This window comes from candidate division WOR-3 bacterium, from assembly GCA_039801245.1.
GTDB lineage: Bacteria > Hydrothermota > Tepidihabitantia > Tepidihabitantales > Tepidihabitantaceae > JAOABP01.
Genome location: JBDRUF010000046.1, coordinates 1 through 13,896, shown reverse-complemented (window position 1 = coordinate 13,896; position 13,896 = coordinate 1). Strand labels below are relative to the sequence as shown.

Genomic DNA, 13,896 nt, shown 5'->3' with positions numbered 1-13,896 from the left:
GGGTCCATACCCATATTCGCTATCTCCACAACCGGTGTTATCATCATCCCGGGCTCAACAACTGGTGATGAGGGCACAACAATCTTTGTCACACCAACATCAATCGGCGGGGTAACCTGACCACCAATATGGACATTTGCCGGGCTCGCATAAACACCAGAGGTGTAATAAGCCCAGCCTCGGCAGCCGCTGGTAAAGGAACTGCCACCGAGTCGATAGGGCATCGGGTCTTCCTGGGTCCACTCGTTGGTGGTGACATCATAGCACTCCACCCAGTTCCCCTCTGTCCAGGCCTGGGCACCACCATAGGCAAGGACATATGGTCCATAGGCGCACAGACCTAAGCCGTGCCTGCCGGTCGGCATTGAGGGCAAGGTGCTCCAGGAGTTGCTTGATGGGTCATAGGCAATGAAGGTTGTCTGCTGGTACCAGCCGCCCGCATAGTACAGTAAACCGCCAGCACCCGCATCCATCTGACCATGGCTGGTTGTACCGGTTGCGCTCGCCCTTTGTGCCCACTCATCATCAGGGATGCTGTACCGATAGGTTGTCCCAGGGTTGTTTGAGCCGAAAACAACCAGGATGGAGTCGCCATAAGGGGCGCCCGCATGACCGTAGTCCTGCATTGGAACGCTCCAGTTCCCCCATTCGTTGCTGGCGATGTCATACACCATTCCAACCGAGTTGGGATAGCCACCAGGGATGAAAATCTTTCTCTTCTGGCGATGGCATATCATACAGTGGTTGGAGATTGCTGTCGGCATTGATGCCAGTTCGGTCCAGGCATCGGTTGCCGGGTCATAACGCCACAGTTTGTTGAACGGTCCGCCAGAACCCGAGGTACCAATCCAGCCGCCACCCACATAGTGGTAACGACCGTCGGTGCAGCCCGCGCTCCGGTAGGTGCCATTGTTGTCAGGGAAGTCCGCAAACCGCTGCCAGACCCGCTGCGCATTGGGCGATGGTTCGGTTGGGGGTAGAGAGGGATGGTCAGGAACAATCGGTGCTGCCGCATCCAATGGGTGACCACCATTGGAACTGACTATCTCCTTTTGCGTCAAAACCGCGCTCGCTCGCGGAAGCGCTCTTTGGAGGTTTTCAGGCGTCACTGTATATGCTGGACTGTTTGCGGCAAACAGTGCCGCCACCAGCATCATCGTCAGCAGCAACGCTGCTTTTCTTTTATCGGTCATCTTATGCCTCCTTTTTTAGCTTTTAATTCCACTAAGGTCTGCCTCCCAAAAGAAAAAGGACAGCGCTATCCTGCCCTTTTCGTGGCAGCGTAACCCAGACTGCTGGTTTGGGATAAATGGGGCAGACCCACACATATTATACATATCTTCAGCCCTTTGTCAAGCGAAAAATTTCATCTCCTTTTTGCCCCATCACTTCACCACCTGCAGTTTCACCCGGCTACTCCCCTCACCCTGTTTCAATTCCAAGATATAAACGCCCGGATTGAAGCCAGCAAGGTTCAGAGAATAGGTGCTTCCCGCTCCTGACAGAGAGACCTTTTCCTGATGGCAAAGGGCACCGGCAACATCATACAGGGCAATCGTTGCCGCTTCTCCTGCCTTCAAGGGCAGGCTTAAGATTGCCCGGTTTCTTGCCGGATTGGGCTGAACCTTTAATGTCCCAAAAGCCCGGGTTTTAACATCAGACTCTGAAATCCCGGGAGCCGAGGAGTCGTACTTCACGGTAACAATGTCATAGGTCATCAGGGGAAGACCACCGTAACTCCTGCCGGTTACCACCACATTAAACTGGTTGTCAACCGCAATCGCCTTTCCCTCGTCAGCGTTGTCAAAGGGGCTGTTGTAAAGGCTCACCAGTTCCAGGGTACCGGTTGCGGAGTAGCGCAAACGGCAGTAGTCGGCACGACCGAGTGAATCCTGGCTGTAGCCGACGATGTGAATCTTACCGTTGGCATCAACAATGATATCGCTCGCCTCATCAACCTTGTTTGCGGTGCCGTTAAAAACCGCCACCCAGAGGTCACTGCCGGTAAGGGGATTGTATGCCACGGTGCCGATGTCGTTGTTGGTTGTCCGCCAGACATTGCCGGTGATGTAAAGACCGTTTGGGGTCAAAGCCATTGCCACCGGGATGGCACCGCGGTTGGTGCCGCTGTAAATCTTCGTCCAGAGCCTATTGCCACTGCTGTTATACTTCAGGGTGACATAACTGAAAGGACCGCCCATACCCGGACCGAGCGCGCTCCTGCCGGTAACAAACACATTGCCCGCGCTGTCAACAGCAATTGCCGTCGGAATGTCATTGACGGTATCGCGGTCATAAATGTCAACCCAAACCTGACCACCAGCCCCATCATACTTCAGCGTCGCATAGTCCTGAAATGTCCCTCCCTCCTGGGTCCTGGAGCCGGTTACATAGACACTGCCGTCCGGACCAAGCGCAATATCAACACCCTTGTCATCACCAAACCCGCCGTCATACTTTGCTGCCCATGCCTGAGTGCCATCGGCGTTGTATTTGATGGTGACAAAATCAAGATAGCCTCCGGCATCCGCTTCATAACCGGTAATGAAAACATTCCCAGAGGCATCTATTGCCATCGCGGTGGGCTCATCATTTTTACCGCCTGAACCCTCATAAATGGCACGCCATGCCTCCGACCCATCAGGATTAAGTTTTACCGTCAGGATGTTATAGTTGCCTGCTGAACCGGTTCTGCCGGTGAGGTAAATGGCTCCACTCGCATCCATCTTCGCTGCCCGGACCAAATCGTTGGTGTTGCCCGTGCTCCCGATTCGGGCAAGCCAAAGGGACTCGCCCGCCGGTGAATACTTGAAAACCACAAAGTCATAACCGGTGGTGAGTGTCGGGCTGGAGCCGATGACAATCACATTGTCTTCACCATCGGTAAAAACCGCGCACGCCTCTTCATCACCGTTTGCCGGACCATCATAACGCCTGGTCCAGAGGGTATCTGCTGCCAAGGTTGTTGTAACAAGACCGACCAATATCCCGAAGACCGGGAGAAACCTTTTATTCATTAATCCTCCTTTTGTTTTAACGATTATAATTCTCTTCCCTCACAAAGTCAATGAAAAATTTTCCTATAACCTTATTACGCAGAAACGGCGAAAACCGCCAAAATCCCGGTCAGTGACCAGCCCAGGGGTCGTCCCGGGGACAGTCCCCCCTACCATCCCTAAGGCAACCACCTATACCATTTTGGAAATCCACCCGAGCACCACCACTATCGCCCTCACTCATATCCCCCTCCCCAGAACCTTACCCATCGTCTCAGAGCCAGCCCCTTAACCCCTTTCCCAGCCTGCCGAATAAACCCTCTCCAGGAGCCATCAGGATTGCCTTTCCCTTTTGCCCACCCATACCCCTCATCCTACCACCCCTGAGGGCAAATTGACATCCCTCTCCCCATCTATAATATAATAATATGAAAAGAATATTAACCTTTACCTGTTTTTATCTTTTGCTGTTTTTGTGCCCAATTGCCGGCTGCCGCAAGCCCTCCAGTAGCACCAAACCGCAGATAAAAGCAGAGGCAAAGCAGACCGGTGAAACCACCCCGACTTTACCAGACACCCAGGGAACCGCAATAACCCAGTTTCAAAGCCTGTTGGGTGAGGTCTTTTACGGCGAGAAAAATGGCGTTGACCTGACCGGACTACCGCAAAAACTGCTTTATCCTAACGCCACCCCCATTTCCCGTTTCGGAAGTTATTACCCCCGGTTTGGCTGCTCCTATAACCTTGAGACCAAAGACAGCCCGGCAAAGGTTTTGGCATATTACGAGAAGGTTTTAGGTGACTGGAAACTGGTTGATAAAACCGATGAGGAAGATTACCAGTCCCGCTCGTATGTGTCAGCCGGAAGAAAAGAGGTGGTTGAGGTAAATGTCAGCCGTAAAAAAGGCGTGACCGTGATAGTCCTTTGTCACACCTATCGAATAATAGAATAACTACCGATTGACAAAGGCAAAGGGCGTCTGCAGTTCTGGTCGGCGGTATTCAGGCAAAAGTATTGGTGAGCGCCTTTCCTTTGGCACCTTTGCCGCCCTCAACTCTGCCTGAAACTTAATCAGATGTTTAAATCCCGCCCCTTTATCAACGGATAACATCTGCGCCTTTTCCGCAGCAGACCTGCCTGCCCTCCTGCCAAAAACTAAGATATCAAGAAGGGAGTTGCCCATCAGCCGGTTGCGCCCGTGAATCCCACCGGCAACCTCGCCCGCCGCATAAAGGTTTTTCACACCGGTCTCGCCCACCTCATTAATCAAAATCCCGCCATTCTGATAGTGCTGGGTGGGATAGGTCAGAATTGGCTCCTTGTCCATATAGATGCCGAACCGGGCAAACTGGTGATACATCGCCGGCAGGTTTTTCTTCACCGCACCTTCACCCTTGAGCAGTTCAATCAAAGGGGTGTCCAGCCAGACGCCTACCCTGCCCGTTGGCGTCACAACCCCGTTTTTCCTCTCGGTGCATTCGCGGATGATTGCCGAGGCGGTGATGTCCCGGCTCTCAAGTTCATAGATGAACCGGTTCCCAAAAGCGTTGACCAGGTGCGCACCCAGACCCCGCACCTTCTCAGTAATCAACTGCCCAACAATCTGCTCGGGATAGGCAACACCGGTCGGATGATACTGAATCGTGTCCATAAAGATTAGTTTTGCCCCTGCCCGGTATGCCAGGACCAGTCCATCCGCGGTGGCGCCGTAGTGGTTGGTGCAGGGAAAACCCTGGATGTGCAACCTGCCGCAGCCACCGGTGGCCAGGATGGTGGTCTTTGCCCGAATGGTGAACAGTTCATTTGTGTCAAGGTTGACAAATGCCGCACCGGCACAGGCGCCCTCATCATCGGTCAAAAGTTCCACCGCCGCACAGAACTCCAGTGCCGGAATCCCCCGGCTCTTGAACTCATCCCGCAGGGTGCGCATAATCTCCGCACCGGTGTAGTCCCGGCAGGCGTGCATCCTCTTCCTGGATGTGCCACCGCCGTGAATCGTAATCATCGTCCCGTCCTGGGTCTTGTCAAACATCACCCCCAACTCCTCCAACCAGGCGATGACGCCGGGCGCATCGGTAACCAGCGCCCTTGCCAGTTCCGGAATGTTCTTAAAGTGCCCCCCACCTAAGACATCGAGGTAGTGCCTCTCGGGCGAGTCGTTCTCCTTATCTGCCGCCTGAATCCCGCCCTGCGCCATCATCGTATTGGCATCACCCAAGCGGAGTTTAGTTGTCAAGATAACACTTGCCCCGTGCTCCTGTGCCATCAGCGCCGCCGCCACGCCCGCACCACCACCGCCAATCACGAGGACATCAACCGTGAACTTTGGGTTGTCAGGGTCAAACCTTTTCGGGTCAACGATGGGCCAGGCTTCAAGGCAATCGGCAATCTCGTGCGGTGTCCGCTCACCCTTGTTCGGACCCACTGCAAGTGCACGCATACTGGTCTCAATGTAATCCGGATGGAAAGACTTTAGTAACGCCTTCTTCGCCTCGGCATCAAGTAAAGGAATCTTACCCTGCTTGATGCGCTCCTCTCTGGTTGCCTCAAGCCGCCTGATGGACTCCTGCATTGACTCTGGATACATCATCCCTCCTATTCCGGTTCAATATCCCGTTCCTCGTAGTAGAGACGGGAGAGTTCCGCTTCGCTCATCTTGGTGAGCCGGTCAAGTCCAGGTTCAAACCTGCCCGCCTTAATCTCCTCCAGGCGCTGGGCAAGGTGTTGAGCGCGCGGGGCAATCTTGGCACCGTAAAGCCGCCGCGCCAAGAGCCCCACATTGTAATGGACAATCTCTGCCGGACACCGGCTCGCACACAGACCGCACATAATGCAGTCAAAGGACATATCCGCCACCTTGGCGATATCACCCCTGATTGCCGCCTGAATATAGCCCATCACATCAATGTCCTGAGGGCAGATTTTGGTGCAGGAGTTGCAGGCGATGCAGCGCATCAGTTCTGGATAAAGTTTTACCAGCACCTGGGTATCGGCCTGCAGTTCCTTTATGTCGTAATCCTTCTTGTTTGCCGGATAAAACGGGATCTGGGTGAGATACATTCCATCCTCAACAACGGTCTGACAGGCAAGCCCAACCTTAAGTTTATAGGAGTCGCGGGTGCGATAAACCGTACCGCAGGCACCGCAGAACCCGCCCCGGCAACCGCAGCCGCGGATGAACCGGTAACCGGCATACTCCATCGCCTTCATTATTGTCAAGTCCTTGGGCACCCGATAAGCCTCACCCATCACATAGATGGTGACAAAATTATTTCCACTTGGGCTCAGTTCCTCGCTCTTTCTTTTTTTCCTCGCCATCCTTCAGCCCTCCCTTTTATATCTTCTCACACCCTCTTTGTAAAGGTCAGCACCATAACAGTCATTGACAACAATCACCGGGAAGTTCTCAACCTCAAGTTCCTGCAAAGCCTCTGGACCCAAATCATCATATGCCACCACCCTTGCCGCACGCACCCTCTGGGCAAGGAGCGCTGCCGCACCACCAACCGCGGCAAAATATACCCCACAATATCTCTTTAATGCCTCAATCACCTCTGGACTTCTGTTGCCCTTGCCAATCATCCCTTTCAGACCAGCCGCAAGCAAACTCGGGGTATAAACATCCATCCGGTATGATGTTGTTGGTCCGCACGAACCAATAACCCTTCCCGGCTTTGCCGGGCTTGGTCCCACATAGTAAATAACCGCACCCATTATATTAAAAGGAAGGTTTTCCCCTTTTTGCAGGCTCTCGGTCAACCTTTTGTGTGCCAGGTCCCTGGCGGTATAAATTAAACCGGTAATCTCAACCGCATCACCAGCACGCAGGCTCTTTACCACCTCATCGGTCAAAGGGGTCCTGACGCTCTTTATCTCACCCATAATTACAGAATTGCGGTTTTGTGCCTCTGGGCATGGCAGTTGATATTCACCGCACAGGGCATCGTCGCAATATGGCAGGGAAAAGCCTCAATGAAAACCGCCAATGCGGTAACCCTGCCACCAAGCCCCTGAGGTCCTATCCCCAGTTTATTAATCTCATCCAGGAGTTCCTTTTCCATCTCGGCATAGAAAGGGTCAGGATGGGTTGAACCAATCTCCCTGAGGAGCGCCTTTTTGGCAAGCATTGCGCATTTCTCAAATGTGCCACCAATCCCGACACCAACAATGACCGGTGGGCAGGGGTTTGCCTGTGACCGCTCAACCCGGTCAATCACAAACCGCTTGATGCCAAAAGCACCATCCGCAGCCGAAAGCATCCTTACCTCGCTCATATTCTCACTGCCACCACCCTTGGGCTGAACAACAATCTTCAGTTTATCACCGGGAACAATATCGGTATAGATGATTGCCGGCGTGTTGTTGCCGGTGTTTTTTCTTCTTAACGGATCAGAGACAATTGACTTGCGGAGATAACCCTCGGTATAGCCCTTTGCCACCCCCTCCTGAATCGCATCGTAAAGCTCACCACCCTCAACCCTGACACCTGAACCAATCTCAACCCAGACAACCGCCCAGCCGGTATCCTGGCAGATGGGCATCATCTCCTTGCGGGCAATCTCCTGATTCTCCAAAAGTTGCCTTAAAATCTCCTTGCCGGTGGGCGACTCCTCCATCTCCAGCCCCTTTTTAAAAGCAGAAATCACATCATCACCAAGGATGCAGTTCGCCTCAACGCACAACCGCGCCACCGTATCCCGAATTTTCTCAAACGGTATTGTCCTCATCTCACAGCGCCGGTTCTAAAACCCAGGTCTCGGTCGCATCCGGTAAACTGGCAAGCGAGATTTCAACCTCAGACTTACCGATGCGTTTGGAATTGGGCGCAACTCGCAAAAACCCATCCACACCCTCAATCTGAAAGCTTAATGATGGGGTCTTGTAGTGCATCGGAATCACCACCTTCGGCTTGAGCAAAGAGACGAGTTTCGCCGCCTCCTGCGCATCAATCGTGAAAACACCTCCCACCGGGATAAGCAAAACATCAACCCTGCCCATCGCCTTCAAGGTTGCCTCATCCGGAATATGCCCTAAGTCACCCAAATGCACTATCCGCAAATTGTCAACCTCATAAACAAAAACGGTATTTCTGCCCCTTTCCCTGCCACCGCTCTTGTCATGAAATGTGTCAATACCTGAGATTTTTATCCCGGCGACTGTCCAGGGTCCAGTGCCTTTGAGCACCTGCGGGCTACCGGGCAGATTGGCGCTGCCGCAGTGGTCAGGATGCTCATGACTCACCGTCACCACATCCGCCTTTTCGCTGATTCTCTTATACCCCACCGCATTGTCATAAGCGCCGGGAACATAAGGGTCGGTGATAATCTTCGTGCCCGCATCCGCGGTGATGAGGAATGCGGAATGCCCAAGCCACTTAATCTTCATCTTTACTCGGTGATTGGGACTACCGAAACCCGTTTCTTATCCCTTGAAGCCCACTCAAACCGCACCACACCGTCAACTAAGGCATAGAGGCTGTCATCGCTTGCCCGGGCAACATTCCTGCCCGGCAGAAAACGGGTCCCCCGCTGCCTGACAATGATTGCGCCGGTCCGCACCCGCTCGCTCGCAAAAGCCTTGACACCCAAACGCTGACCCGGGCTGTTGCGACCGTTCTTGGCTGTGCCGCCACCTTTTTTATGTGCCATAATTACTCCTTATGAATTTATAACCAATTTCTACTGCTTCGCAAGAAATTAATTATAGCCCTCAATTTCCTTTAAGTCAAATACATCGGCAATATCAGACCGATGCCATTCAATACCAACCAAACCCTGAAACTGCACGAAAAACGAGCCCAGGCAAAATTTGCAAATCTCTTCATCTATTATTACCTATAAAATAAGAGCCCGAAAAACGGACAAAATTAACACCAAACCTTTCAGTTCTCAGCGATAAATCGGCTAAGTTGCATAATAGCATAACCTTAACACATTGGTCCTGTTTAGCTTCTTTATTAACAGGGTAGGTGCCCCCCACCACCCCCTATTTACCACCTGCCCCGGACTTCACCAAAACCGTCATCCTTAACCTTCAGTTCAATATTCAGTTCCGGGATAAATCTCTTTACAACCTCAATATTGGTCAAAAGATGGTCGCTGACACGGGTGGTGGTGAAATGGAAATCCTGCTTGCTCAAGCCTAAAAAAGGGACAATCTGGTCACTGAGATTGGGGTCAAGCGCACCAGGAGCCTCTTGATGCCTCTCAAAAAGTTCGTAAACCTCATCCGCAACCTGTTCTGCCCTTTTCCCCTTTTTGCCCAGAGAGGAAAACCCGGCAACAGCCCCTTGATAAACCGCCTCCAGGAAAAGGTATGTTCCCGGGCATCTTGCCTTGACCTCAAAAACTTCAACATTTTCTGGCTCTTTGCCCAAGCTCTGTTTCAGCCTCGCTGCCTGGCGCTGGGCAATCTCAACCGGCAGATTTGCCACGCCCGAGACGATTCGCAAACCCTTTAACCCGCCCTTATCTTTAACATCAAGACCTTTTAAATTTTCTTTTTTAACCGGCTCGGTCTTGACAACAACCTCACCTCCACCAACCGGATAAAAACCATAGGCGTTAAGCTTCGCCTCTGCCTTAAAACCCAACCTCTCCAAAAATGGCAGTAAAACCCTTTCGAGATACTCATAAACCGGACTGAAAGGCACATGGGTTCCACCCCGCAAAACCGCCTGACAGGGCTTATCACTGAAAAGCATTATCGGCAAAAGAGTCTGGGCAACCAGAGTTACCGCACCTGCGCTTCCCCTTTCGCCCGCAACATCAACGGTCAAATCCTGACAAAAAACACCCGCCGGCTCAAACACCAGTTCGGTTGAACCCAAAAAATCCCCCTCCACCTTTGCCCGGGAAAGTTTTGCCGCTGCCCTGACACCGGCAAGGTGCTGGGGCATAAGACCCGGCTTTGGTCTCCTTGCCCTGATATTTTTGATACGGATTGGCGCTCTTAGAATCACACTCAGGGCAAGGCTGGTGCGCAGGATCTGACCGCCACCCGAGCCAAACGAGCCGTCAATCTCAATCATCTACTTCTGCAAAAGTTCAAGCATCTTTTGGGCGTTACTGAGCATATCCTGGTCATTGTTGAAAAAGACATAGACCCCTTCTGGCTTTGCCGCCCTGATTTTCCCGACAACCTCCTTTAACTCCCTGGCGGTGTAGTTATGCTGATACCAGGAGGTCCGGCCATGCATCCGCAGATAGACCAGACCTGAGGTGTTGTAAATGTCCTTAAAAAACTTGGGCGCATCAACTGAAACCAAAGTTATCCCCAGCCCCTTTGCCCACTCTACTGTCTTTTCATTAAACCAGGACTCGTTCCGGCACTCAAGAGCAAACCGCTCCTTAAGACCGCACCTTTGGACAAACTCAGCCACCCTATCCCTGTCATCTGCCGCCATCTGGGGATGCAACTGAAAAAGATAAAAATCAATATTTTTGTCAAGTGGCTGAAAAAGTTCGTAGAAACGCTCCCACACCTCAAAACCATCTTTGTTTAACCGGTGGATATGGGTTACCAGCCTTGAGACCTTTACCGCCCAGACAAGACCCTTACCCTTTTTCGCCCAGGACTTCACCTGATTGGGAAAGGGAAACCGGTAAAACGATGCGTTCAACTCCACCGCATTCAGACCGGAATTGTCACAATACCAGTCCAGGCTGCGAGACGGATTCCAGGGGTAAAACCAGCCCGATGTGCCCACAAACACCCGCATACCCAATCATAAAAACCACTATCCATCTGTCAAACCCTGCCACTACTCCAGCGGGGTCTAAACAGGCTGTGCGAATTTACTTGACACCGATACCCGACTGCATATAATCATACTTGCATTGGTCTTTAAAAGAAAAAAAGGAGGAAGAATGCGCAAAGAGCATGTTGCTTTTGCGACCGCTGTGGTTCTTATTTTGACCGTTGCCCTGCCCGTTTTCGCCGCAGAGGCAAACCGGCGCCCCTGTCTGTGCGGCCCAAAGATAACACCACTCCAGGGCACGGGCAGAACAACCTATATTGCCCAGGTCCGCTATTCTGACCCGGACAATGACCCACCGGCAAAGGTTGAGGTCTATATAAACGGGACCGCTTATCCAATGCGCCTGGTAAAAGGCAAACCCGCTGCCGGGATTTATCAGGCAAGGATAACCCTACCTTCAGGCGAGTACAACCATTACTTCTATGCCGAGGACATTCGCGGACTCTCAGAGCGTTATCCCCGCTATGGTGCCAAACCCGGTCCTTATGTTGGTATTGGCAAACAGATTTATAACCGCCTGCCGGTTTTGACCAATGGCGCCTGCTATCACGACTACATCACCAACCAGGAGGTCTACACCTTCTCGGTTCATTACGAGGACAAGGATGGTGTCAGACCCCAGGCGGTGCGGGTAAACATCGATGGCATCTGGTACGATATGACCCTCCACCAAGGTACACCTGCTAACGGTCTTTATGTCTACAAAACCAAACTTAAGCCCGGAAAACACTTCTATTACTTTGCGGGAGTTGACCAGTGCGGCGCCTGTGTGCTCCATCCCGCTTATGGTATAATTCAAGGTCCCACTGTTTGGGAAAGAGGCAACGCAGTGCCCAGATTAATGGGAGAGAAGGTGGACCCGGCAGCAGGGAACAGAAGAACAGTATTTACCTACTATGTTGAGTACCGCGACCCGGACAACGACCCGCCCACCCGTGCGGAAATTTACATCAATGGGAAACCCCATAAGATGCACCTGATGTGCGGCAAGCCCTGCGAGGGCGTCTACCGGTTCAAAACCAAACTCTGCCCTGGTATCTATCACAACTACTACTTCTATTTTGAGGATGGCAAGGGTGGGTGGTACCGGTTACCAGAAACCGGCACCTTCCACGGTCCAGTTGTGGTAAATGATATGGGTTGTCAACTTTAAAATAAACCATAATGGAGGATGTAAATGAATAAAAAGACCCTGATAGTGATTATGGCTGGGGTGATTGTTGCGGGGTTTATTGGGATGGGGTGTCCAAAACCAGGGGCACCCAGCACCCCAATAATCGTCTCGGCTCCAGAGTCAACCTGGGTTAATGCCACAACACCGATAAGGGTGTTTGCTACCGCTCCTAACAACAAGGACATCCGCTACATCACCGACCTTGGTCAGCCTGACAACAAGATGGACACCTCTGATGTGACCGGCAGTGGCGATACCAACTACATCTACCCGAAATGGACCCAGACCGGCACCTTCAACTTCAAGGTTGCCGCCTATCTTGAAGAGGACCCGACAAAAATCTCCGAGTTCTCCGCACCAAAAAGCATCCGTGTTCTGCCCAACAGCCCTCCTGAAAGTATAAAAATCTTTGCCCCTCCTGGAACCGCGAAGGGTGTTGAAACCCAATTCCGCGCCACCGCTCTTGACCCGGAAAACGACTCAATTCAGTTCTACTTTGACTTTGGTGACGGCTCCAAGGGCTGGATTGATACCAGAGTGGCGCCAGGCGAAACCATCACCACCACCCACAAATTCAACTCTGAAGGCACCTTCTGGGTAAAGGTCAAGGCAAGGGACTGGCCAAAACGGTCAGAATCAGCGCCCGAATCAATTGCGATTGTTGTTGGTGCTGCAGGAAGGGTCATGTGGAAATTTTCCGGCATCGTCGGCGATGATTCCCAACCACCGATTGCCTCACCCGTTGTCGTTGACACACTAATCTACACCTACTGTGACAATGGCTATTTCTATTGCGTTAGCCACAACTCCGGGAGGAAAAGGGCTGATAGAGGAACACGGGAGCCAGAAGATTACATCTTCAACGGTCACCCTGCCTATTGCCGTAACACTGGACATATCATCGTCGGCAGCGAGGATGCCTATTTATATGCCTTGAATGCCAGCGGCTTAGGAGTTGCCTGGAAATGGACGCCGGACACTATGACTGCAGGTTGGGGTACTCCGGCAATTAACGGGACCAAAATCTATATCGCCAGCGATGAGGACACCCTCTATTACCTTGAAGATGCCGGTAGCAACTGCAGCTTCATTGGCAAATACAAATTACCGGCAGCAATTGTGGGCGCCCCGGTTATCGACCGGAACGGTTATCTCATTTTCGGCTGCGATAACGGCATTCTCTACAAAATGGAGCCCAATAGTCCCAATGTCGTCTGGGAATGCACTTTGCGAACCAATGTAATGCTCTCCACCCCGGTAATTGATGACAACGGCACCATAATTGTTCCGGATGACTCGGGTTATGTCAATGCGGTTGATGAGGACGGCAACAAGCTCTGGCAAACGATGGTTGACCCGGCTGAAATCAGCGGTATGGCGGTTGGAGCCACAAATGTTTTCATTACCACCGGCTCGGGCAAACTCTTTGCCCTGAATCAGCTAACCGGCGCTATTGAGTGGCAACACCAGCACACCACCAACAGCCTTATCGGCGCACCATTGCTCGCTGCCAATGGCTATATCTACTTTATGGACGATGACGACTGCCTCTATGCCGCCAATCAGAGCGATGGCAGCCTTGTCTGGGTCGCTGACTGCCTGCAACAGGTTGGGGGTAGAGGTGTCAGAACCAGACCAAGGAAACTGGAGGCGGCAGAGAATCCCAGCCTGAGTATTGGACCTGATGGTAATATCATCGTCTTGGGTGAGTCCTATATGTACTGCGTGCTCGGCTATCCTGAAGGAACACTTGACAACTCTGCACCCTGGCCCAAGTGGCAGAAGGACCTCTATAATACCGGCAAGAAATAAAATAGCATTCAACGCGAAAAAGCGGTGGGTTGCAACCCACCGCTTTTTCCTTTAACTTGACTTTTGCTTCATCGACGATAATGTTTATTAATGCGAATTTTGAAAGTCCTAATCTTATCTTTTATTTTGCTTAACTGCCGCCGCGCCACGACAC

The 13,896-nt window shown here is 52.1% G+C and carries 13 protein-coding genes; 3 read left to right on the top strand and 10 right to left on the bottom strand.

The annotated features are described in order from the left end of the window. Together ABIK47_06805 and ABIK47_06800 are read right to left on the bottom strand one after the other, a co-directional pair. The coding region (locus tag ABIK47_06805; protein ID MEO0020327.1) for a kelch repeat-containing protein at positions 1 to 1,193 on the bottom strand (1,193 nt) is incomplete at its 3' end. Between the two features lie 192 nt (positions 1,194 to 1,385). Next, positions 1,386 to 3,017 carry a T9SS type A sorting domain-containing protein gene (locus ABIK47_06800; GenBank protein ID MEO0020326.1) on the bottom strand — a complete coding sequence of 544 codons (1,632 nt, stop codon included), beginning with the start codon at positions 3,015 to 3,017 and terminating at the stop codon, positions 1,386 to 1,388. Between the two features lie 407 nt (positions 3,018 to 3,424). Here ABIK47_06800 and ABIK47_06795 point away from each other — a divergent pair, with 407 nt between their 5' ends. Continuing rightward, complete coding sequence (locus ABIK47_06795; GenBank protein MEO0020325.1) at positions 3,425 to 3,949, top strand: hypothetical protein; 525 nt, start codon at positions 3,425 to 3,427, stop codon at positions 3,947 to 3,949. Here ABIK47_06795 and ABIK47_06790 read toward each other — a convergent pair whose 3' ends face one another. The 8 genes from ABIK47_06790 to ABIK47_06755 all read right to left on the bottom strand — a co-directional run bounded on the left by ABIK47_06790 (position 3,950) and on the right by ABIK47_06755 (position 10,717). Next, on the bottom strand, positions 3,950 to 5,584 hold the full coding sequence (locus ABIK47_06790; GenBank protein ID MEO0020324.1) for an FAD-dependent oxidoreductase: 1,635 nt from the start codon (positions 5,582 to 5,584) through the stop codon (positions 3,950 to 3,952). 8 nt (positions 5,585 to 5,592) lie between these two features. Then, complete coding sequence (locus tag ABIK47_06785; protein MEO0020323.1) at positions 5,593 to 6,315, bottom strand: 4Fe-4S dicluster domain-containing protein; 723 nt, start codon at positions 6,313 to 6,315, stop codon at positions 5,593 to 5,595. A gap of 3 nt (positions 6,316 to 6,318) precedes the next feature. Beyond that, a complete protein-coding gene (locus tag ABIK47_06780; GenBank protein ID MEO0020322.1) occupies positions 6,319 to 6,879 on the bottom strand; it encodes a Fe-S-containing hydro-lyase in 561 nt (186 codons plus the stop codon). A 2-nt stretch (positions 6,880 to 6,881) separates the two neighbouring features. Continuing rightward, positions 6,882 to 7,724, bottom strand: coding sequence for a fumarate hydratase (locus ABIK47_06775; GenBank protein ID MEO0020321.1), 843 nt, complete (start codon positions 7,722 to 7,724; stop codon positions 6,882 to 6,884). Position 7,725: 1 nt separating this feature from the next. Then, positions 7,726 to 8,382, bottom strand: coding sequence for an MBL fold metallo-hydrolase (locus tag ABIK47_06770; GenBank protein MEO0020320.1), 657 nt, complete (start codon positions 8,380 to 8,382; stop codon positions 7,726 to 7,728). A gap of 2 nt (positions 8,383 to 8,384) precedes the next feature. Beyond that, positions 8,385 to 8,645: a 50S ribosomal protein L27 gene (gene rpmA, locus ABIK47_06765; protein MEO0020319.1), complete on the bottom strand. Its 261-nt coding sequence runs from the start codon at positions 8,643 to 8,645 to the stop codon at positions 8,385 to 8,387. Between the two features lie 341 nt (positions 8,646 to 8,986). Then, positions 8,987 to 10,027 carry an RNA 3'-terminal phosphate cyclase gene (gene rtcA, locus ABIK47_06760; GenBank protein ID MEO0020318.1) on the bottom strand — a complete coding sequence of 347 codons (1,041 nt, stop codon included), beginning with the start codon at positions 10,025 to 10,027 and terminating at the stop codon, positions 8,987 to 8,989. Then, the gene (locus ABIK47_06755) at positions 10,028 to 10,717 is read right to left on the bottom strand and encodes a DUF72 domain-containing protein (GenBank protein MEO0020317.1); all 690 of its coding nucleotides are present in this window, start codon (positions 10,715 to 10,717) and stop codon (positions 10,028 to 10,030) included. A 148-nt stretch (positions 10,718 to 10,865) separates the two neighbouring features. Between ABIK47_06755 and ABIK47_06750 the strand changes: the two genes are divergently transcribed. Next, positions 10,866 to 11,909, top strand: coding sequence for a hypothetical protein (locus ABIK47_06750; protein ID MEO0020316.1), 1,044 nt, complete (start codon positions 10,866 to 10,868; stop codon positions 11,907 to 11,909). A gap of 24 nt (positions 11,910 to 11,933) precedes the next feature. Continuing rightward, entirely contained in the window at positions 11,934 to 13,742 is a 1,809-nt protein-coding gene (locus ABIK47_06745) for a PQQ-binding-like beta-propeller repeat protein (GenBank protein MEO0020315.1), read from the top strand. The last annotated feature ends 154 nt before the right edge of the window (positions 13,743 to 13,896 follow it).